General features: G+C 48.8%; 14 protein-coding genes and 1 pseudogene. 5 read left to right on the forward strand and 10 right to left on the reverse strand.

What is annotated here, in order from left to right; translation table 11 throughout:
- Nucleotides 1–446 (reverse strand): hypothetical protein (locus GXO76_08165; GenBank protein NOY77829.1); only part of this gene is annotated, 446 nt, incomplete at its 3' end.
- A gap of 560 nt (nt 447–1,006) precedes the next feature.
- Between GXO76_08165 and dapB the strand changes: the two genes are divergently transcribed.
- The 3 genes and pseudogenes from dapB to GXO76_08180 all read left to right on the forward strand — a co-directional run bounded on the left by dapB (nt 1,007) and on the right by GXO76_08180 (nt 3,731).
- Nucleotides 1,007–1,732 (forward strand): 4-hydroxy-tetrahydrodipicolinate reductase, encoded by a 726-nt coding sequence (gene dapB / locus GXO76_08170; GenBank protein NOY77830.1) that lies wholly within the window; start codon nt 1,007–1,009, stop codon nt 1,730–1,732.
- A gap of 28 nt (nt 1,733–1,760) precedes the next feature.
- Complete coding sequence (locus tag GXO76_08175; protein NOY77831.1) at nt 1,761–2,651, forward strand: 4-hydroxy-tetrahydrodipicolinate synthase; 891 nt, start codon at nt 1,761–1,763, stop codon at nt 2,649–2,651.
- A 230-nt stretch (nt 2,652–2,881) separates the two neighbouring features.
- Nucleotides 2,882–3,731: pseudogene (locus GXO76_08180) on the forward strand (2,3,4,5-tetrahydropyridine-2,6-dicarboxylate N-succinyltransferase).
- A 107-nt stretch (nt 3,732–3,838) separates the two neighbouring features.
- On the opposite strand, the gene ubiE reads toward GXO76_08180, so the two are convergent.
- Both ubiE and hydA read right to left on the reverse strand, forming a co-directional pair.
- Nucleotides 3,839–4,555: a bifunctional demethylmenaquinone methyltransferase/2-methoxy-6-polyprenyl-1,4-benzoquinol methylase UbiE gene (gene ubiE, locus GXO76_08185; protein NOY77832.1), complete on the reverse strand. Its 717-nt coding sequence runs from the start codon at nt 4,553–4,555 to the stop codon at nt 3,839–3,841.
- Between the two features lie 35 nt (nt 4,556–4,590).
- Complete coding sequence (hydA, locus tag GXO76_08190) at nt 4,591–6,003, reverse strand: dihydropyrimidinase (protein ID NOY77833.1); 1,413 nt, start codon at nt 6,001–6,003, stop codon at nt 4,591–4,593.
- Between the two features lie 419 nt (nt 6,004–6,422).
- On the opposite strand from hydA, the gene GXO76_08195 reads away from it, so the two are divergent.
- Nucleotides 6,423–9,488, forward strand: a complete 3,066-nt coding sequence (locus tag GXO76_08195) for a hypothetical protein (protein ID NOY77834.1) — start codon at nt 6,423–6,425, stop codon at nt 9,486–9,488.
- Nucleotides 9,489–9,687: 199 nt separating this feature from the next.
- Nucleotides 9,688–10,824, forward strand: a complete 1,137-nt coding sequence (locus GXO76_08200; GenBank protein NOY77835.1) for a GWxTD domain-containing protein — start codon at nt 9,688–9,690, stop codon at nt 10,822–10,824.
- A 99-nt stretch (nt 10,825–10,923) separates the two neighbouring features.
- Here the strand turns inward: GXO76_08200 and GXO76_08205 are convergent, their stop codons facing one another.
- The 7 genes from GXO76_08205 to GXO76_08235 form a co-directional block, all read right to left on the reverse strand.
- The gene (locus tag GXO76_08205; GenBank protein ID NOY77836.1) at nt 10,924–11,337 is read right to left on the reverse strand and encodes a redoxin domain-containing protein; all 414 of its coding nucleotides are present in this window, start codon (nt 11,335–11,337) and stop codon (nt 10,924–10,926) included.
- 9 nt (nt 11,338–11,346) lie between these two features.
- The gene (locus GXO76_08210; GenBank protein NOY77837.1) at nt 11,347–11,661 is read right to left on the reverse strand and encodes a redoxin domain-containing protein; all 315 of its coding nucleotides are present in this window, start codon (nt 11,659–11,661) and stop codon (nt 11,347–11,349) included.
- A 196-nt stretch (nt 11,662–11,857) separates the two neighbouring features.
- A complete protein-coding gene (locus tag GXO76_08215; GenBank protein ID NOY77838.1) occupies nt 11,858–12,457 on the reverse strand; it encodes a peroxiredoxin in 600 nt (199 codons plus the stop codon).
- 469 nt (nt 12,458–12,926) lie between these two features.
- The gene (pbpC, locus tag GXO76_08220; GenBank protein NOY77839.1) at nt 12,927–15,278 is read right to left on the reverse strand and encodes a penicillin-binding protein 1C; all 2,352 of its coding nucleotides are present in this window, start codon (nt 15,276–15,278) and stop codon (nt 12,927–12,929) included.
- 37 nt (nt 15,279–15,315) lie between these two features.
- Nucleotides 15,316–20,805, reverse strand: coding sequence for a hypothetical protein (locus tag GXO76_08225; GenBank protein ID NOY77840.1), 5,490 nt, complete (start codon nt 20,803–20,805; stop codon nt 15,316–15,318).
- A gap of 218 nt (nt 20,806–21,023) precedes the next feature.
- Nucleotides 21,024–22,412: a M61 family metallopeptidase gene (locus GXO76_08230; GenBank protein ID NOY77841.1), complete on the reverse strand. Its 1,389-nt coding sequence runs from the start codon at nt 22,410–22,412 to the stop codon at nt 21,024–21,026.
- Nucleotides 22,409–22,867, reverse strand: coding sequence for a hypothetical protein (locus GXO76_08235; GenBank protein NOY77842.1), 459 nt, complete (start codon nt 22,865–22,867; stop codon nt 22,409–22,411). Before GXO76_08235 ends, GXO76_08230 begins: the two co-directional genes overlap by 4 nt.
- Between the last annotated feature and the right edge of the window lie 345 nt (nt 22,868–23,212).

The raw sequence follows: 23,212 nt of genomic DNA on the forward strand, positions 1-23,212 counted from the left end.
TCCAAATCGGCCTGTTTGACCTGGGTCAGGGTCGTGTAATTCCCGTACAAGAACGAAAGACGGTAATCTTCGTCCTTAAAATAAAGGGATTTACGCAGCCCCTTTGGGTTCTGATCCGTAAAGCAAAACACACAATGGTTCCCGCACGCCTTGAATTTCAGATCGGCAAATTCCAGTCCAAGGGATTCGTAGGGGTCTTTTTCGATCTCAAGGGTGAAGGCAGACCCATTTCGCTGTACCCGTAGTTCCAGGATGTCATCACTTCCATAAAATCGATAATCGATCACATCCCGTAAAGGATGACCATTCAGTTCAAGGAGATTGTCCCCCGGGCGAAGGTCGATTTTTTCGGCAATACTGTTTGGAGCAACGGCTTTTATTTTCATAAGACGAGATTTTGCAAATTCTTTAAGTCCCTGTGAAATAGTGAAATAAAATATAACCATTTTTTCGGGTGATTACAAATATTTTTGGAATTCGACAGGAGAACATTTGCATTAGCCAGATAACAGAAACGATAATTTTAATAAATCAAAAAAAAGCCTTGCATTCCCAGCGACTATTTATTATCTTTGATTCAATTTTTAGCCAACCAATAGAGGCGCCTGTTGCATCAGTAGTCGTTTTTTTCAGAATGCGGACTGAAATAAAAAACGGTGAAAGGGTAACAGGCCGAAACAGTTTGCTCCCGCATGGCAAATTGTTGGGTCAGTGTGTGAAGAACCACTGGACTGTCACGGAGAAGATTTTCCGTGGAGCGCTATTTGGACGGCCTGCTTCAAAATTCGATAGCACTCGATAATAAAAAGTAGGTTGATTAAATCAGAGCTCTCCGGTTTAATCAGCCTTTTTTTATTTTAGGCCTGATTTTCAAGCATTGCTCCATCCTATCTTTCCGTTACAGATTCAAACCCGCTTACATTTTGGCTGAATGGGTTGGTACAATCGATTCTCACTCGCGCATTCGCGTCGACGAAACAGGATCACTAAGGAAAGGAGCATCACAATGAACATCGCACTCTTGGGCTACGGAAAGATGGGACAAGCGGTTGAACATCTGGCCCGACAAGACGGCCACACGATTTCCGCCATCTTCGATCTCCGGAATCCACTGACACCCCATTCGGATTTACAAAACACAGATGTGCTGATTGATTTTTCCGCGGCGGATGCCGTATTGGCTCACCTGAAATTAGCGGCGGATTTTAACATTCCCATCGTAGAAGGCACCACGGGCTGGTATTCAGAGCTCGGAAACATTCACGAAATTAAAGGATTGACCCTTCTCTATAGTCCCAATTTTTCACTGGGGGTTTTTGCCTTTTCAAAAATCGCCGAATTGGCCGCACAGCTTTTCAACAAAATTGGCGGCTACGACGCCTACATCCACGAGTGGCATCACTCCGGGAAAGCCGACAGCCCCAGCGGAACCGCCAAAAAACTGGCCGAGGGTCTTCTTGCTCATCTGGATACCAAAACACAGATTCAAACCGAAACCAGTCACGGAAAAATTGAGCCCGATGCTTTGCATGTGACCTCCACACGGGCAGGAGCCATCGCCGGAACACACGAGATCGGGTTTAGCTCCCCCTACGATTGGATCACCCTGCGGCATCAGGCAGTTAGCCGAGAGGGATTTGCCGGCGGAGCACTTCGGGCAGCCCGGTGGCTGGTAAACCGAACGGGCATTTTCACAATGGATGATTTAATGAACGATCTTTTTCAGAACTAAACCAACAACCAAACAAAAGGAGTCAACAATGAACGCCACACAATTTCGAGGAACAACTGTCGCACTGGTTACACCCTTCAGGGAAAACGGAGAAATCGATGAGGAAAGGCTGCGCCAACTCGTGGACTGGCACATCGAGCAGGGCACGGATGTTATTCTGGCGTGCGGAACCACTGGTGAAAGCGCCACCCTTTCGCATGAAGAGCACCACCGCGTGATGGAAATCATCATTCGGCAGGTAAACGGCCGGGTTCCGGTTCTGGCCGGTGCCGGAAGCAATTCCACCTCCGAGGCCGTTTCATTGACGCAATTTGCCGAAGAAATCGGTGCCGACGGGATCCTTTCCGTCGGGCCGTACTACAACAAGCCCACCCAGGAAGGATTTTACCGGCATTTCAAAACCATTGCCGAAGCCACCCGCCTGCCGGTCATTCTTTACAACGTACCCGGACGAACCGGCACCAACATTTCCGCCGAAACCACGCTCCGGCTGGCGGAAATCCCAAATGTTGCGGGAATTAAAGAAGCCAGCGGAAAATTTTCCCAGATCATGGAAATCCTCCGGCGCCGTCCGGAAGGTTTTCTGGTGCTTTCCGGCGACGATTCGATTACCCTGCCCCTGATTTCAATGGGAGGCGACGGCGCTATTTCCGTCGTGGCCAACGAAGCGCCTGCCCTGTTTCACGAGATGGTTCATCTGGCTTTTCGCAACCAGTGGGAAGAAGCCCGCACGCTTCATTTTCGGCTGCTCCCGTTAATGGAAATGAACTTCGTTGAAACCAACCCCATCCCCGTGAAAACAGCCCTTGCGCTGATGGGAAAAATAGAGGACAATTTCCGGCTGCCGCTGGTTAAAATGACCGATTCCAACCGGGCAGCATTGGCCGACCTGCTGCGAAATTTGGGTTTGGTCAATTGAGACATTATCCCAGATTTGGAAAACTGATTAAAATCGAATGTCATTGCGAAATACGCCTACTGGCGCGCAATTCCATTTAAATCATTATCAGATTGCTTCGTCCGCCGCGGTTCCCGAGCCTGTCGAGGGACGGCGGACTCGCGATGACAATTCTTACTTAAAGTTTTTCTCCATATTTGCACTGTTTACGGAAAAGTGCAGATAAAATTTTCTTCAGAAGGAGTGATTCAATGGATAATTTGCCCCAGAAAATTGAGGCTTTGTACAAGCAGGAGGAACGGATTCCACCCGATCGTTTCGAACCGATTTTTCAGGAATTTGTTGACGGATTAAATCGGGGAGATTATCGTGCGGCTGAACCCGAAAACGACCGATGGAAAGTGAATTCCTGGGTCAAGCAGGGCATTTTGCTGGGATTCCGTTACGGGAAAATCCGAAAAATTGAGCAGAATTCCGCCTTTTATTTTTCGGACAAGCACACATTTCCCACGCGGCCGATGGAAGAAGCGTCTTCCGTGCGGGTGGTGCCGGGTGGAACCACCATCCGCACCGGGAGTTTTATCGGCGAAAGTGTGGTCATTATGCCTCCGGCCTACGTGAACACGGGGGCTTACATTGGCCACCATACCATGATTGATTCTCACGCCCTGGTGGGTTCCTGCGCGCAGATTGGCTCCCACGTGCATCTGAGCGCCGGCGCACAAATCGGGGGTGTTTTGGAGCCCATTGGTGCCCTGCCGGTTATTATTGAGGGACGATTTTTGGTGGGAGGTGGGAGGAAATTGCGGCGTTTACGAAGGCACAATCGTTATGCGGGGCGCCGTTCTGGGGGCCGGAACGATTTTAACGGCCTCTATTCCGGTGTACGATCTGGTTCACGAAAGAGTCCTTCGGGCGTCAAAGGAACAGCCGCTGGTCATCCCGGAGAATGCGGTGGTTGTCCCGGGGAGCCGCCCCATTACAGGGAACCAATATGCCCGGGAGAATTCCCTGCACATCACCTGTGGGATTATCATCAAATACAGGGACGCCCGAACCGAATCCGCAACGGCGCTTGAAGAGGTGCTGCGGTTGCCCTGAGCCGGGTTCGTTCAAGAAGGGTGCGCTTTTTCTTCTCGGAATAAAAATGACGGCCCATAGGGTTTTGGGCCGTCTGGTTAAAATCCGAACCTTTTATTTTGGACACCCTATTTCTCCCCCACATAAAGGGTTGCAATCCCAAATGTCAGAGGCACGGCTTTTGTGCGCCGGAATCCGGACGCCTCAAGCCGTTTCAGAAAATTTTCCCCGTAAGGGAATGTTTCCACACTCCGATTCAAATAGCGATAGGCTCCCGGAGCGCCCGACAGAAGTCCCCCAATCCCGGGGAGCAGCCTCCGAAAGTAAAACAGGTAAATTTTTCGAAAGAGCGGGAAACCGGGAAGGGAAAATTCCAGGATCAGTACCCGGCCGCCCGGTTTTAATACCCGGTACATTTCACGCAAAGCCCTCCCGATATCCGTTACATTTCGGATGCCAAAGGAAATGGTCACAGCGTCAAACACGTCGCCGGGAAAGGGGAGCTGCATGGCATTTCCGGGGAAAAGGGTTACCACGGACTGTAATTTCCTGCGGGCTATTTTATCCCGGCCAATGGACAACATTTTTTTGGCCGGATCAATTCCCACAATTTTCCCGACTGCGGGCATTTTTTCCAGCAAAAAGATCGGCACATCGGCTGTGCCCGTCGCCACATCCAGAATTCTCAACGGCCGGTCCTGCGGAAGAAATTCTGCTAACTTTTTCCGCCAGCGCACGTCCTGCCGAAGCGACAACAGCCTGTTCAGCCCGTCGTACCAGGGCGAAATGCGATCAAACATCTGATAGATCCGGGTACGCGAGGGCGCATCTTGAGAAGACGTCAAATCACCTCCCGATAAAATCTGATTATTGCACAACTCTATTCCAAGTGAAAAACATGCTGCACCAGGCCCACTTTTTTTCTCTCTAAAAACCGACCATCCCCCGACCGGGCCAAAACCTCCCCATCCGCCACAACCACCCGACCATTGGCTAAAACAAATTCCGGTTTGCCCTGGATTTTAAACCCCTCGTACACCGTGGAGTCACAGTGGTGGTGATGCGTTTTGGCCGAAATAACGTCCTCCCCTTCCGGATTCCAGAGCACCAAGTCGGCATCGGAACCCACGGCAAGGGTTCCCTTGCGAGGGTAGAGTCCGAAAATTTTGGCGGGATTGGTCGCTGTTATCGCAACAAATTGATTCAAGGAAATTTTTCCAGCCAAAACCCCGTACGTGTAAAGCAGTTGCAGGCGATTTTCCACGCCTCCTATCCCGTTGGGGATTTTGGTAAAATCAGACAAATCCCTGTCCTTTTGTCCCTTAAGATTGAAGGGACAATGGTCGGTTCCCACGGTTTGCAGGGCGTCCTCTTTAAGCGCCTGCCATAAGGCCTCTTTGTGCTCCGGCGGGCGCAAAGGGGGACTCATAATATAGGCCGCGGCTTCCCGGGGCGTCCGGTTGTACGCCGTTTCGTCCAACAGCAAATAATGGGGACAGGTTTCTCCGTAAACCGGCTGCCCCCGCTTTCGGGCAGCCGCAATTTCTTCAGCCGCATCTTTTGTCGACACATGCACCACGTACAAGGAAACGCCGGTCACGTGTGCCAGCGTAAGTGCGCGTACAACTGCTTCCCGTTCCAGTTCCGGCGGCCGCGATAAGGCGTGATATTTGGGCTCGGTTTTGCCTTCGGCCAGCAGCTTTTCCTGCAGGTACGTGACGGCATCCCCGTGCTCGCAATGTGCGGTAATGAGAGCCTTCAGGCGAGCCGCTGTATCCATCACCCGAATCAGATCCCGATCCTCCAGGCCGATGGTTTCTTTGTACGCCAGGTACACCTTAAAGGAGGGAATGCCTTCCTTTTCCACGCACCGCTGCATTTCTTTTTGAGTAAAATCGTTCCAGCCGGTTACGCTCATGTGAAGTCCGTAATCACACAGAGATTTTTTTGCCAGCTCCTGGCGTTCCCGAAGGGCTTCAATCAGGGATTGATTTCGCCCGGGCGTCACAAAATCGATAATCGTGGTGGTTCCTCCTGCCAGAGCAGCCGCTGTGCCGGAGGCAAAATCATCAGACGAAATCGTGCCGCTCACAGGCAATTCCATGTGCACGTGCGGATCAATACCGCCCGGGAAAATCTGCAGACCGGAGGCATCCAGAACCCGCGTGCCGGCATCCCATTTTTCCAGATTTTCGCCAACCGCCTGGATTCTGCCATCAACGATTAAAAGATCGCCCGTAAAAACATGGGACTCTGTAACAATCTGGCCCTGCTTAATGAGAAGTGATTCCATGACAAAAATCCCAATTCCGCTTAAATTCTTTATTTTGATTTTTCAAAATGCGTTTGATTTAAAGCCCTTCCCACGAATTTCACTTATTTTAACAAATTGATTATAAGGTGATTTACGTCATTCGTGCTTTTTAGAGCCACTTAATAATAATATACAAAATTTTTCGGATCGTGCCCACACAAATCACCACAACATCGATTTTTTCGATCCTTTGCGCCCTCCGCTCGCCACGGTCCATCAACCTTCGGCCGATACTCGGCGACCTCCACACCCTTCGATTGCCCCTTCAGTGCCAATTGTTAATTATCGCTTGACTTCTTAGTGCCTGATCATTAAATTGAATATGGCTTTTATTTTGAAAAAAGTCATGAAACATTCCCCTTTTTTTGATTTCATCGCAAAACTCCAGGGAGGGCATTATGAAGTCTATTTTTGCAAAGGTCTTTTTGGCTGTTTTTCTCCTGATCCCTTCTTCGCTATTTCCCCAGATGTTCGGTCAAAATAAGGTCCGCCACCACCTGAACTGGAAAGTTCTCGAAACCCCTCATTTCAGAATTCACTTTTACGGAAAGGCCAATTTCCTCACCGACTTTGTGGCCGACGTGGCTGAATCATCCTATGCCTCCCTTACCCGGGATCTGGATTATGAAATAGCAACGCCGATCCCGATTGTTTTTTACAAATCCCATGCCGATTTCGAGGAGACAACCGTTTCGCCCCAAATTCAACCGGAATCCACCGGCGGGTTCACGGAAATGCTTCGGGACCGCGTGGTTATCCCTTATGAAGGATCGTGGGAACAACTTCGCCATGTGATTCATCACGAACTCACCCACGCCGTAACGCGACAGTTTTTCTACGGCGGCGGGGTTGGTGCCGCTTTTTCCGGCATGTCTAAATTGCGGCAGCCCCTGTGGTTTGCAGAAGGTCTTGCGGAATTCGAATCCCTCGGCTGGAACACGGAAGCGGCCATGTATGTGCGCGACGCCATCATTTTCAATTACCTGGCCCCCATTCCCGCCCTGAACGGATACATGGTTTACAAGGGGGGACAATCGCTTTACAACTTTATTGAAGATCGTTACGGGCGGGAAAAAATTAAGGAAATTTTGTGGGAAGTAAATTCCACGCGGAATGTTCAAAAGGGATTTGAAAAAGCCCTGAACCAGCCGTTGCAAAAACTGAGCGATCAGTGGCACACATACGAAGAGACACTCTGGTGGCCGGAAATCAAAAGGCGTGAGCAAACACCCAACTACGCCCAAAAACTGAGCAATCATCTTCAATGGCAAAATGCCATCAACAACAGCCCTTCACTCTCCCCGGACGGGGAACGAATTGCCTTTCTTTCCAACAAGGGCTATTATTTTGATATCTATTTGATGTCTGCCACAGACGGAAAAATCATCAAAAAACTGGTCAGCGGCCAGCGCAACAAAGAACTGGAAGAAATGCATTTTCTGAAACCGGGCATTGCCTGGTCGCCCGACGGGAAAAAAATTGCCTTTGCTGCAAAGGGCAACTACAGAGATTTGCTTTACATTCTTGACGTTAAAAAACGGAAAATTGTAAAGAAATACGACTTTCATCTGGATGGCCTGTTTTCGCCCTCGTGGTCACCCGATGGAAAACGAATCGCTTTCTCGGGCTTTAAAGATGGCCAATGCGATATTTTTGTGCTGACTCTGGCCACAGGAAAGATACAAAAAGCGACGGATGATATCTTCAGCGATACCTCGCCCGTGTGGGGACCCGACAGTCAAACCATCGCCTTTGTTTCCGACCGGCAATCCATTACGGACCCCCGCTTTCAACCGGATAATCAGTTTAAAATCCAAAAATTCAACTACCGGTTTACCAATATTTACACGGTTTCGGCAGACGGCTCCTCCATGAAACAAATTACGCACACACCCTATTCAAACAACAAATCCCCGGCCTGGTCCGGCGATGGAAAACGCATTGCCTTTGTCTCCGATCGGAACGGAATTTTCAATATTTACCTGAAAAACATTCAGAACGATTCCACCTGGATTATGTCTAATTTGTTGACGGGTGCCGATCAGCTAAGCTGGATTCCCCGGCTGCACCGATTGGCATTCACCTCCTATTTTCACGGTGGATATGACATCTATTTAAAGCGGGATTTTTTGGCCGAAAAGGGGCGGTATCCCAAGCTGACCCCGATTCCAACCAACCAAAAAATTCATCGCAAATTATCGCCCGAAGCGGTAAACAAGCCCTTCTCTTTCAAAATTTCCCATGTTCGAAACCTCTCCAACGCCTTTCGGTCTTTTGTGTTTGATGACGATTTTAAAAACGGACAGGTCCCGCGCTGGCACACCCCCAAAACGACTAAAACCAAGGGGCCTTTCAAGAAAACCATCAAGCCCTATCGGATTAAATTCCTCCCCAATCTGGTAACCGCCAATGCCGGTTACGACCAGTGGTACGGACTGCAGGGTTTGACCCAGCTTTCCTTTTCAGACCTTTTGGGCGGACATCAAATCAATATTCAGGCAGATATGTTTTATTCACTCAGCAACAGCAATTTTGCCATTTCCTACAACTATTTGCCCAGACGAATTCAAACTTCGATTGGACTCTATCACTACCCCTATTTCATCTGGACGGGTTACGGATTATTTCGCTTTCGAAATTATGGAATTTCGGCCAATTTCATGTATCCCTTTAGTCGATATGAACGCATCGAGCTGGGAACCAATTTTATTAACACCAGCCTGGAAAACCTCGACTATCCTCAACTCTTTAAGTATCCCACAAAGCGAAATATTATTCTCCAACTATCCCATGTAACAGATAACTCGGCCTGGGGCCTTGTGGGACCCATTGCCGGAAGCCGAACCAATGTAACCCTTCTCGCCGCTCCGAAAATCTCAAAATACAGCCTGGATTCCTACGCCATTATGGGCGATTTGCGTAAATACATTCTTTTTGGGGCCACGCATTCCTTTGCTGCGCGGCTGTCTTTTGGCGAAAGCTGGGGACAAAACAAGCAGCACTTTTTCATGGGAGGCGTCTCAAACTGGATTAATGGGAATTTTTATCAGAACATTCCGCTTACATCCATTGCCGACTATTACTTTACACATTTTGTGACCCCGCTGCGGGGCTACAATTATTACCAGCGTACGGGAACAGGCTACGCTCTTTTGAATCTGGAATACCGTTTCCCGCTTATTCACTACCTGGTATTCGGATTCCCTTCTGTCTGGGGACTATCAGAAATACGCGGCGTCTCCTTTCTCGATATGGGCGGCACGTGGAACCGAATCAAAGATTTTCGCGGGATGATAACCGACGTGTCCGGGAAAAATCATCTGCGAGATATTGCGATGGGATACGGCGTCGGTGCGCGATTCTATTTTTCCTATTTTCTGATTCGGTTTGATGTGGCCTGGAATACGGATCTTTCCCGGCAGAACGGACCCAAATATTACTGGTCACTGGGTACAAATTTTTAGCGGTCTATTTGCTGACATAGAATCGGTCTCTAAACCAATCCACCATTCTTTAAACGCCTTTTTTATGGGAGGTCTTATGAAGATAAAAAGAGTTTCATTTTTTCATATTGCCCTGATATTGGGAATTTTGACAGCAACCGTGCCCGCCCGTTCCCAATTCCATTTTTCTCAGAAAAACCGGGTTGAGTTTGAGTACTGCATGTACGATCTTCCGGGACAAACCCTCAAACAGAATAAATTACTGGTCATTTTTCGGGTCCCGTACGATAATCTCCTTTTCGAAAAACAGAAGGATTCCTTTTTTGCCTCCATTCTGTGGACACTTACGATTCAAAATAAGGATAAATCAACGGCTTTCACAAGAGACTACAGAGATACGCTCCGTGTCGCTCATTTTAAAGAAACCGTTTCCCAGAAAGATTTCCTGCAGCATGTGCAAACGATCAATCTCAAACCCGGTGAATACACGCTTCTTATTCGCCTAAATGATCAAATTTCCCACGCGGTTTCCATCCGCAGGGGAGATTTTGAGGCCAGAAATTTTGACAGCAACAGGGTTACCTTTGGTGATCCGATTATCCTGAAATCTCCCCCGGGGGATTCACTTGACATTGAGGACATCATTCCCCCGTTTGTCCCCATTCAGCAGGATTCATTCGATGTTTATGTGGATATTGTGTCGCCGGCACCGCAGACAACGCTTCAACTTTCGGTAGATTTACAGCAATTGAATGGGAAATCCGTATTAAAAAAGGATGGTTTTGTAACATCCACCTCCAAAAGGGCTAAATTCTACACCACCCTCCATACAGCCAATCTGTCAGATCAACATTACAAACTCAAAATCTCCGCCGTTCATGTCAAATCGCGACCGGTCTATCAATATCTCTGGCTGAAAAAAAAGATTAATGCCTTGCTCAAAGGAAATATTTCAGCCATTATTGGCCCGCTTCAATATGTTATGAATTATTCGGACTGGATTCGTCTGAAACACGCGCCACCGGAGCAGCAAAAAGAGCTGTTTAAAAAATTCTGGGAGAAGCGAAATCCCCTGCCAGACAGCCCGACCAATCCGCTTCTGGAAGAATTCTACCGGCGCGTGCAATTCGCCAATGAGAATTTTTCTTCATCGGGCGCGCCAGGCTGGCAAACCGACCGGGGAAGGATTTACATTATCTACGGACCACCCGATGATATTTACAGAAATGACGCAAATCTTTTCAGTAATGAGCCCCCGTATATCATCTGGACTTACAACAACCTGAGGCTGCGCTTTGTTTTTGTCGATGAACTAAATATCGGGGATTACCGGTTGGTTTCAAGAGAAACCTTTTAATCCGTTCTAAACCAAAAAAAGAAGGCTTCCGATTAAATCGGAAGCCTTTTTCGTTTCAGCAAATGAGAATTTTTTCCCTTTTTAGTGAAGAATCCGGGATCAATACACACCGATATATTTTATACCGGTTCCAATCAATTTCTTGCCCGGCTCCCAACCTGCGGGTGCAGCTTTGCCCGGATTTTTGGCAATTGTCTGCAACGCCTTAATTTGCCGAATCAATTCGTTCACATTTCTTCCCAGCGGTGGCGTCAGGACCTCCACGGCCATAATTTTACCGTCGGGGTTAATGATAAAGCGTCCCCGGTAGGCCATGCCCGTTTTGGGATTGTAAACACCATAGGCCCGGGCAACCGCTCCGTTGTGATCTGAAGCAATCGGATACTCAACCTTTTTGATCGAAGGAGAGGTCTTCTTCCACATCCAGTGGGAAAACTGCGAATCCGTGCTTATTGCAATCACCTCCACATTCATGGCCTTGAGTTCCTTGTATTTAGCTGCAACTGCAGCCAATTCCGTCGGTCAGACGAATGTGAAATCGCCGGGGTAGAAACAAACGACTCTCCATTTACCCGCGTAATCGGACAATTTAATGGTTTTAATCGTGTTTCCAACCACCGCAGGCAGACTGAAATTAATTGCCTGATCACCCGGCAAAAGCACATGCTGCTGCATGGGCTGAGCCATCATCTTCCCCATGTGAGGCATGGCGGGCATTTTCTTTTCCATCTTGGGCGCATTTGACGCCCCGCAGGGCCCCAACACCTGGGCAGACCCCACGCTGCTGATTGCAAAAATCAGCGCAGCTGCGACTAACAAGATTCCTGTTTTTTTCACGTTCTCACCTCCTTTTCCGTTTAAGCCTGTTTTTTTCCGGTCGGCTCTTTTTTCCTCTGCGGCTCTCCGTGCCATCGGTCCTTCAACCTGCACGGCGAGCCGCTGAGAAGCTCCGTGTTTCACAGAAGCAAATTACTCACTTCGAATTCGAGGCTTTTTTTAAAATTGAATGCGTTTGGCAGATTCAGTCACGCCCCTAAAAGGCCTCATCGGGTTTCCATTCTTCCCAGATTTTGCCGGCTTTGGCAATTCCCGGTTTAAGCGTCGGCTTGCCGGGAACCCATCCAGACGGGGTGACCTCACCGGTTTTGCGAACGTGCTGAAAGGCCTTCAATTGCCGAATCAGTTCACTCACATTTCGGCCAACGGGCGGCGTCAGCACCTCCATCGCCTGAACGACACCGTCCGGGTCAATGATAAAGCGGCCACGGATATTTACACCGCCTTCTTCGCTGTAAACACCGAATTCACGACCGATTTTGCCATTGGGATCAGATAACATGGGGTAAGGAATTTCCGGCACCATCTTGCTTAATTCAGTTTCGTGCCAGACTTTGTGGGAAAAAACACTGTCAACACTAACGGAAAGGACCTCTGCATCTAATGCAGAAATTTCATCATACTTGGCGGCAACTGCCGACAATTCTGTGGGTCAGACAAATGTAAAATCACCGGGATAAAAACACAATATTACCCATTTGCCTCGATAATCGGACAACCGAACTTCCTTCGTCCCGCCCTTGTAATAGGCATTGGCGACAAAATCCGGTGCCTCTTTTCCAACCTGTACAGCCATAATTGCCTCCTTTTTTGTTAGATAAAAACACACTTGTTAAGAATCGCTACTATTATTAAATTTAATAGTTAAATTTGTTTTTGTCAAGTAAAATTTTTAGGGGTCTAGTGGAATTCTTATGCGAATTATTTTAGCGGAGCCTACTAAAAGAAACCTTAAAATCGGTGGAATCCATCCATTTCTGACCCTCCCTCCGGCCTCCTCCCTGATTTCAGGGAGGGAGAGTCAGGGGGTGGGTTCAAAAGGCCGGGTTTTATTTCCAAAAAGACCGTCTTTTCCACAAAAATTCCAGTAGAACCAAATTTTCAGGGTCTTTTCGGCAACCATTAATGATTCAGTTTCCAAAAGCCTCTGCCCGCTAATTTTGCGACTTTTCACGAATTGATTTTATTGAAATTAAAGCAGCGCAATTTGTCCAACTTGTGGTTTTTGGAGTGAACCCGGTAATTAATCGACTTTGACCTGTAATCTATCTCTCTCTTACACGAAACTCCACCTCCGATGCCCGCCCTTCATCATCCATGCAAATGATTTTGTGTGTGCCGGGTTCCGGGGAAATAAATTTTCGGGTAAAGGGCTTGCCTGACCAGATCAGCCTTCCGTCCAAAAACCAGAATACTTTTCGTGCATCACTTGCAACAGACGCTTTCAGCAATATTTTCTGAAAACGGATATCCGCCCGCGGACGAATAAAATAGTCCGCTTTGGCAATTGGAGACTGGATAACGGGACGGTTCTCGTTTTCCAGATGTGAACATCCGGGAAAATGTTCAGGAATTTTGTCCACCGGATAGCCGTTCTTCTTCAGCCAGGAGGAAACCCGGGGAGGCCAGATTTCAACCACCCGTTCTGTGTACGTTCGACCGGCTTTGCAGAACGAGCACAGTCGGGTGTGTGTTTTTTGATCAATCAGAATTTTTCGATGAACAGAGCACGGATCGTTCGGGGAAATTCCCGGCAAATAGAGCTCTTCTACCGTAGCGTCACAATTCCCGGTGGGGACCATTCCGCTGACCGCACACACCCGCCGCCGCTTCACACTTTTCGGGCGCACAAACCAGCGACTTTCTTTTATCGATTGAAGCGATTGAAAAATGGAAAACATAATCGGTGCGGCGGCCTCAGCTCCCACCAATTCCGGAACCCCGGTGCCGTCGAAATTTCCCACCCAGACACCCACCGTAAAATCTGGCGTAAACCCAATGCTCCATGCATCCTTGTGTCCGTAAGACGTCCCGGTTTTCCAGGCAATTTTCGGCAGGCCCGGCGCCGATTCCCATACAGCCGGCAAATCCGGCCGATGAAGCTGGCTGAGAATTTCGGCCGTCAGAAAACAGGCCCCTCTACTCAAAAGCCGCCTACCGGGACCGATTTTCTGATCTTTTAGCAGCCGGTAAGAATAAAATTCTCCTCCTGAAGCCAATCCCGAATAGAGACTGGTTAACTCGATCAGAGAAATATCACAGCCTCCCAGAGCCAGCGAAAGACCGTAGTAAAGATCGTTCTGTCGAAGGGTCGACACACCGGCTTTTTTCAGGAAGGTGTACAATCCGTTTCCCCACATTCTGGCATATAATTTGACCGCCGGCACATTCAGCGACCGGATTAAAGCGTCTTCGGCGGTTACCACTCCGTGGTACATTTCGTCATAATTTACCGGCCGGTAACCCGAATAATTAACCGGAATGTCAAAAAGGGCCCGTTTCGGAGAAATGATTCCCCGGTCGAAGGCCAGGGTATAAATGAAAGGCTTTAGCGTTGAACCCGGGGATCGAGGTGCCGTGGCCCCGTTTACCTGCCCCTGATGGCAACCATCATTGAAATCGTATGAGCCCACCAGAGCCCGTACGGCATGTGTGTGATTGTCAATAATAACCACCGCTCCATTTGAAATGCCTTTCGCCCGCAGAGGGGTTAAATCATTTTTAAGGGCCGCCTCAGCCAGATGCTGAATCCGGGTGTCAACGGTGGTAAAATAGCTCTCATGTCCCGGTATGTGCTGTATCAGCCAATTGGCCAAATGCGGGATTTTGAGCGGAGGAGAAAACCGCTTTCGGGGAATGGGTTCTTCAAGGGATTCTTTCAGTTTTTTCGCGTTAAACACATGGTTTCGCATTAAAATCGAAACAACCCTTTGTCGCGCCAATCGGGCTTCTTCCGGATGGAGGTCCGGCCGAAACCGGGTCGGCGAATTGGGAATTGCGGCCAGCAGAGCCGCTTCTCCCAAACTGAGATGATCGGGACTTTTATTAAAATACAGGGTGGAGGCCGCCCCCACACCCACAATATTTCCACCGTACGGGGCCAGATTGAAATAGAATTCCAGGATTTGCTTTTTTGAATAGTGTACTTCCAGTTGGAGCGCCCGAAAGGCCTCGATTACTTTGCTCACCAGCGTCCGCTTTTTGGGCTCCATCATTCGGGCCACCTGCATCGTAATGGTCGATCCCCCTTCAACAATATGCCCCGCACGAAGATCGGTCAGACCCGCGCGGACAACTGAAACGGGATTGATCCCAAAATGCCAGTAAAAGTACCGATCCTCAAAAGCCAAAACCGCCTGTTTAAGAAGGGGAGAAATCCGGTCGATTTTCACCCGGATCCGCCACGCATCATCCGGCGCCAGAAAAACGTGCAGCATGTGCCCCTGATTGTCGAAAACCACGGGAGATGCCGGAGGATTTAGTCTCGATTTGGGAAGCGGGAAAAATACATCCAACAAAACGAACGTACTCAGAAGTCCAACCCAACTGATGAGCACCAGGCGAAAATATGTCCGTTTTCCCCAAAACGTACGGAAGGATTGAAAGTACCTTTTCATAGCTGAGTCTATTTCAAAAGCCGCCAATACGGTGTTCTCATTCTTCCGCCCCAATAATCCGCACACTTCCGCTGGATGCCACAGACGATTTCTGCGGATCGTACATGGCTTCGGCGTGAATCGGGGGCAGAATGAATTTTCCGGCCGTCACGGCCCGGAGACTGTAATAAAATTTATACAATTTGCCGGCGTGAAAATTCCCGTAAAAAATCAATCGATCGTCACGAACATCCACATAAGCCGGGTGGTAATTCTGTTTTCCAATCCAGGGAATGCCTTCCCGTGATTGAAGCCGGGTGTTTTCAATCTCAAATCCGGCCGGAAGCATATCCACAACCGCCACATTTTTCAGGGATTCGTCAGGTGCTTTTATCGTAATTTCTGCCACAATCAGGTCGCCCTGACGAATGGTATTGTAAACGAGCGGATTCCCTTTATCCGTTAAATACCGGCGGCGGGCGATGAGGTCGTTATCCTCTTCCGGAATATTCAACCGCGAGGAAATTCCCTGAGCCTGCCAATAATAATAGCATTTTCCAGTGCCCTTGATTTGAATCCGAACGGAGCGCCCGTCCCATTCCTTGCTGGAAAAATGCCCTCCCTTCGAATCGAAGGTCGCCATCTGCTTTCCATTTATTTGAACGTGCCCCGTAAAGGCGGACCGGGAATTCTGTTTTAGGGCCTTCGCAATGGCGATCAAAGCAAACGCGTTGTCTTGTGTGGATGGCCAATACCCGTTCTTCCCGGCCTCTTTTGCCAATTCTTTTACGAGAATGGGAATGGCTGGATTCGAAGGGTCGATCTCGGCCAGAACCGTGAGAATGATCGCCTGGGCCCGGATGGGCGAATTCAGGTTGCCTCCGCTTTCACGGGTTTTCCCGGTGGGGAGCGTGAATTTTTTCGGAAGCAAAGACAGCGCCGTCTGAACGTCCCCGGTCAATCCGAAAGCTCCCGCCAACTGGTAGCGGGAATACAGGGGAAGTTCAGGTAATAGATTATTCTTCAAATACAGCATGGTAGCTCGGTCCGGTTGATGGGCTCGCGCCAGTACGTAACAGGCGTAAGCAGACCGTTCATAATTCGCCCGTCCCTCATTTGTGTAGCTTCTGGCAAAGCCTTTAAGGGCTTTCAGCAAAAGCCGGTACGATCGAGAGGAGACATCGTATCCCTTCTTCTTTGCTTCAATCAAAAAATGGGAGGCATAAATGGAGCCCCATGGATTCACATAATCACCCCCGGGCCAGTAGCTAAATTTTCCATTCCCCAATTGCATGGCTTCCAATCGGGCAATTCCCTGATTGACATAATAATCGGCGCTGTTTGTACGAAACAAGGCCGGCTCAACCACCCGGGCAAGATCAGAAAAGTACAGGAGCGGAAAGACCGTAGATGTAACCTGCTCGACGCAGCCGTACGGATAGTGGAGCAAATATTGCAAACTCCTGCCGAATTGAACAGCCGGAAAAGACGAAAGCGTCAGGGAAAAGCTCTGGGTTCCGGGCAAATAATCGGCGGGAAAGCGAAATTCCCCCGGTTTATCCTGGGTGACGGTACCGCTGCCTGACCGCGTTACAAAGGGAACCGGAGGCCTCAGGGGGATCTGAACCGTTCGATCCGTTTTCGCCCCGTTGCCCTGAGCCTGAAGATAAAGCTCAATCCGGCCGATTGTTTTTTTGGCCTTCAGATCAAAATAAACCGCCTTTTCTTCACCCTTGGCCAGATGCATTTCACGACGTTTGGATCCCACAACTTTAACCGGCCCTTTTGCCGACAACTCAATTCTGAAGGCTCCGTCTTCTTCCGTACCATTAAATACATTTACAGGAACAACAAAAGAATCCGTGCTCGCGACAAACCTCGGAAATGTAGGCGTCAGGACGATGGCATCGCGAATCCGAACATTTTTTTTCTGACTCCCGAATTTATTTTCGGAAAAAGCCACGGCCATAACCCGAAGAGATCCGTTAAACCGCGGAATGTTGAACGTGACCTGTCCCCTTCCATCCCGATCGGTTTTGATGAGCCCCGACCAAAAGGCCACGGGTTTGACGCGAGTAACACCCACCGGCGAAATCTGGCGCTTTCGGGCAGCCTCTACCATTCCCCCTCCCGGAGAAGACTGGGATTTAATTTCAGGCAGAATGACGGAGTACATATCGAACGATTTCACCTCCAGCCGCTTCTTTCCGTAAAAATAATTCATGGGATCGGGAGGTTGAAAATCCGTTAACTGGCAAATTCCCTCATCCACAGCCGCAATCGTCACATACGTGGGTCTGTTTTGGGTGTGAAGAACGTGAAATTTTACCGTCAGCTTCCGTTTTGAGTGCATTTTTTCCGGAACCGTGAGCCGAACCGCCAAACGTTTTGCCCGGGTATCTACAAATAGAGGCGCTATTCCAAACGCCCGGGCCGGCATGTTGCGTTCCAGCAAAAGCGAAGACCGGATGACATGCGCCGACACGTACACATTCGGTTCAAAGGAGGTTTTTACCGGAAGGTTGATTGTGGCCGTATTTCCTTTGAGGGTGTACGTTTTCTGGAAGAGAATACCATCCCGTTCGACGGTGAGCAAAAGGCGTCCGGCAAAGGGTGCACGCACCTGAACCCGGGCCACATCCCCGGGCAGGTAGGCTTTTTTATCCAGACCAATTTCTATTTTCTCCGGGTGATCCATCGCCCAGGGCGCATATCCCCATCCGCTGGCATAGAATGTAACGGAGGTTGAAACTCGGGATTTCGAATCCCTGACCACAACCCGATACTTGCCGTAATCCGCGGGAGTCACCTCAAATACCTGAGGTTTTTCTGCAGAAACAAGCGAAAATTTCTTAACAAGACTCTCTGCTTTCTCCGAAACGTAGTGATATTTTCCGTTCACACGTTTTAGAATTGAATGCCAGTAAATGCGGTAAAACTCCACCCGAACCGGACGTTTCGCAATCGCTTTTCCGTCGGGCGAAACCACAACAAATTCCATTTTTGTTCCGGAATTGATTTTGGCGTATCCCGGCTCCACCTTGCGCAACCCGATGTAAACATCGGCCGGGTGGATCAGGACACTTTTGTAGGCCGTCACCCCTCTTCCACCGGGTTCCAAAACGGTGGCCGAGAGAATTCCACGCAGACCCGACGGGGGATTCAGGTTTCCCGGGATGTGATAGCGGTAGACGTAACGACCGTTTTTGTCCAGACGCTTTTCATCAAAATCAAAATAATCTCCCGGAAAGGATTTCCGTTCATCGCGAAAGGTAAATCCACGCCACTGCTTTGGAGAAAAGTCGGCATTTTCGAGTGCAATTTTGGCGCGCACCCGGCGATTGGAAGCAGGCGGCCCAAACAGGGTCACGGCATCAACCGTAATTTTCATCTCGCTTCCTGTTTGATAGGCATCCCGGTCGGTGGTAAGACGAACCTTCATTCGATCGGGGATAAAATCCTCCACATTAAATGTGGTGCGTCCGATTTCATCCTTTTCTCCGATTAAAATAAGCGCCGTGTACTTCCCTGTTTTCAGATACCGGGCAATGGTGGCCTGAAACTCGGCTGCCCCCTCTTCGTTGAGCATTTTCTGCTGCTCATTCACAATCTTTTCATCGGGACCCAAAATCCGAAGCCGAACCGGGAACGGGGTGGGCACCCGAATTTCTTTCTCCCGAACAATTGTTGCCAGATGAACGGTCTCACCGGGGCGGTAAATATCCCGTTCGGGATAGACGAACGCCGAATACCCGTTTTGCAGCATTCGGGTTCCCCCTACATCAAAATCGGACGTGGACAACTGCCGATTTTTTAGATCCAGAAAGGAAAAATCCTCTCCGCTTTTCACGGTAATGAGGTACGGGGTAAATCCCTCCGAAAGGGCCGTAAAATTTTTAAAAACGGCAATTCCTTCCGAATTGGTCGTCTGGGTCGCAATAATTTGGTTGTTTCGACTGAGAACCGTCACGCGCGCATCGGCAACCGGATTTAAATCGCTCAAAGAATTAACCCAGACATACAAATCGTTGCTGGCCTTTTTGGCCAGAATTCCCAGGTTTGTCACCAGCACCCAACGGGCCACCCGATTCCAGCGGTGGCTGCTCTGGCGGGCAATAATCCTGTAAATGCCGGGTTTTCCTTCCGGGAGATACTTCTTCACCGAAATGGGAGTTACCACCTCTTGGTTTTTTTCGTAGCGAACCACTTTTTCAAAATGTTCGATCTCCTTCCCCAACGCTTTCAAATCGAACCAGCCGTAATCGTAAATATCCGATAAATTATTAACCGAATTCAACAGGTACACCAGATTGTTGTCAAACACCTTTTGAACATCGATTGCAAGTTTTCGCACATTAATTGTGGACACACCCAGGTTCAAACTGCCGCCCAGGGGCAGATAGTATCCCTTCCCGACCCAGTCCAGTTGAGGGCGAATCGTGATCGTTTTAAACTGGACCGTGGTTGAGAAATCCTGCGGAAGCGTGGAGCCGTCAATCGCCCGCAGTCCCTTTCGCAGGGTAAGAACGTAGGAGGTGTCCGATGTGAAATTTCCAAGAATAAGGGATGAATTGCCTTCGCACAGAATGCGGTATTTTACGGCCGGCCGAATGGACACAAACTGTTGACTGCTGTCCAGTTGAACGGGAATATTAAACGTGATTCGAATGCGCCCCTGCGTGTTGGATTCCCTTATGGGAACAACCCGCTCCACGCGCAGCCGGGTCTTCCCCGGCAGGGTTATCGGTTTTTGGAAGGTTTTGGCCAACCCTGAACCGCCTCCCACACAAACCAATCCGGGAAGGACTTTCAGTTGAATGGATTTTTGTTTCTTGCCGCGGGGAACATTGGGCACGATCAATGAAATCACCCGATCCGGGCTGGTGGTTGTGATCCGGAAGGGAATTTTCTTTCCCTTACCGGAGGTGATACGAATGTACTTTTGCGCCTTTTGGGGATCGACCTTGTAATTGAATTCGATCGTACCGACCAGATTGACGGACTGCCTGACGCCGGGCAAATATTTAACGACCAGCGAGGCATTGACCACCCGGATCGGTTCCGTGTGAAAGAAGAATCTTCGTTTACCAACCAAACGAAATCCATGAGAAGCAATTGGTTTTTCCGAAACAATGGCTGTGTAGGAGGTTGCGGGCGCCAGTTGAATATCCGGATAAAACCTCAGTTTGTTGGAAGCGATCCAGCGACATTTCCCGGGAAGGTTCGGCTCAAAGTAAATCGCTTCCTGGGGTACCGCTTTGTTAACCTCAGACTCACTGATAATGTTTTTTGAAAATGTTACCGTAAAATTGGTGGTTCGTTCGACGCTCCCCTGGGGCGAAAAACGCAGGACAGACACCGTTTCCCCCTGATTGGGTTTGACAAACAGAAGATAGAGAATCACCACAACCAACAGGGTAACCACTGCCCCCAAAACGGTATACGCCATTTTTGCGAGTCCGCCTTTTCCGGCAGAGTGGTGGTGTTCACCGGGAGCGCCGCCGGTTTCCGGAGAAAAAAATGACAGGTGATTGGGTAGATTTTTCATGAGACGTTTCCCTCTCCCAAAAGATAGTCATTGCCAATGAGGTTTTTTATGTTATTTATTTAAGTTACACAGAGGGCCTCAAAGAACCACGGAGGGCCACAGAGAAAAAACTACTCAAAATTCAGTCCGAAAAATGGGCTTTTCCTCTGCGGTTCTCTTCTTTTCTCCCTCTGTGAAACTCCGTGTTATTTTTTTACTGCACAGAGCAGGAAAAGAACCTACTTTGGATTCTCCCATTTCGTTTCAAAATAGGATTCGTAGATTTTCTTCTGTAATTCCGTTGGTTTTTCAATCTTGCGAATGGCAAAATGGGTGTCCGGTTGCAATCCCAACTTTAGAGAAATGTCCCGAATGAGTCCCCGTCGATTCAGAAGAACGCGAACCCGCTCGCCCGGGTGTTTTCGTTGGAGATATTCCTTTACATTAGAGACGGTTACGCGAAAATTATCGATGGCCAGAATTTCGTCATTGACGTAAATCCCCGCCCGGAACGCCGGACTTCCTGCCAACACGGTCCGTACCACCGCATTTCCATTCTTAGAGGCAAATGCCATTCCGGAATAGCCCTTCAGAGAGTCCTCGTGAGACAGGCCCTTTTTGTAAAGCTCAATTCCCGCCAATCGAAAATAGCGGTTGTAATCGATTGAATCCGTTCCACTCACATAACGAGAGAAAAAATCTCCAAGAGGCAGGCCCGCCAGCGCTTCACACTCCTGCTCAAACTCGCGTTCCGTGTACCAGCGATTCAATTTTTTGTAATATTTTTGATAAAGATGCCGCATCAAATCATCCAGAGATTGGGTGCCCTTTGTCTGGTGGCGAATGATCAAATCAAGCAGGGTTGCAATCATGGCCCCCTTGTTGTAATAGGAGATCGTTGTATTTACCGAATTTTCGTCGCGCCGATAGTATTTAATCCAGGCATCAAAACTGGCCTCGTCCACCGGTTCAATCCGATTTCCGGGCGTGGCGGCCAGGTATTTCGCGCCGCTTGCCAAACCTTTCATGTAGGCTTTCGCCGAGCGAAATTTGGCACGAAGCATTGTTTGTCCCCCGTAATACGTGGTAAAACCCTCTGCAACCCAGAGCAGCCAGGTGTAATTTTCACGATCATAATCAAACGGCCCCAGCGCTTTGGGACGCAGCCGTTTCACATTCCAGTTGTGAAAATATTCGTGGGCCACCAGCCCCAAAAATCCATTAAGTCGTTTGCCCTGGAGCGCCCATCGATCCACCTGCAAAACACAGGAATTGCGGTGCTCCAGCCCCCCGCCGCCAGAGGGTTGAAATTGCACCAAAAAAACATACCGCGGATAATCGATGTCCCGCATAATGCCGACTTCTGTTTCCACGATTCTTTTTATTTTTTTTGTGATGGAATCCGCCTGAAATTTCCCCTGACCGTAGATTGAAATTTCGTGGGGAATGCCGTTCACGGAAAAGGACAGAATTGTTTGGTTGCCGATCTCGATGGGACAGTCCACCAGTTCATCGTAATTCTGTGCCAATCGAACAAAGGGATTCGACGGACTCGCCGGCAGTCCTGTTGAGATTTTCGTCCATTTTTCCGGCGGATGCAGAGTAATCGTGAGGGGATGTCCCTTCAATTCAAATCCTTCACAAACATGCACACACTGGATGGATTGATGAAGGCGTGGGAATCGTCCAGGAAGCTGTGCCGAACGGAGATGGTGTACGCGTAGACTTTGTAGTGAAGACGAATGGTTTTTGAATGATTGGATTGGACGCGCCAGATATTTTTTCGGATTTTTCTTACAAACAGCGATTTTCCATCCTGATTGAGTGCTTTTACGGAGATGACATTTTTTTCAAACTCGCGAATGAAATAAGAGCCGGGAATCCACACAGGCATGTGGAAATCAATCCATTTTTTTGAGTAATTTTCAAGGGTCAGGGTCACATTGAAATAGTGGGAATTGGGATTGGGCATGTCAATGGTGTAAGCAATTTTGACGGTTCTGGCCTGAGCTTGGGGCACAACACTCAGTAAGAATAGAATGGCAATAAAAAGTTTTTGTGTTTTTTGAAGGCTCTTAATCATTTTTTCTCCCACTTAACTATTTTCTTTGAAATTGGCTCTAAATAATAACGAACGGCCACGGTCGCTGAGTAGTTTATTTCATACGTTCAGTTACATGTTTTTTAACCATATGGAGAAGCCGCTCCCTGAGCGAAGTCGAAGGGAGCCTGGAATACGATTTTTCCCCGGTCGTTTCGACTCCGCTCAACGACCGTGAATTCTCTAGCCAATATATTCAGACGTTTAGAATACGTCATAATAATTACGAAAAGAGTCGCTGAGTGTCCGACGCAGGCGGACGTATCGAAGCGACCGTCCTACTAATCTGCTTAGTTTGTGGCTTTCACTTTTGCCTTTTGAAAAATA

Source organism: Calditrichota bacterium (genome assembly GCA_013151735.1).
Classification (GTDB): Bacteria; Zhuqueibacterota; JdFR-76; order JdFR-76; family BMS3Abin05; genus BMS3Abin05.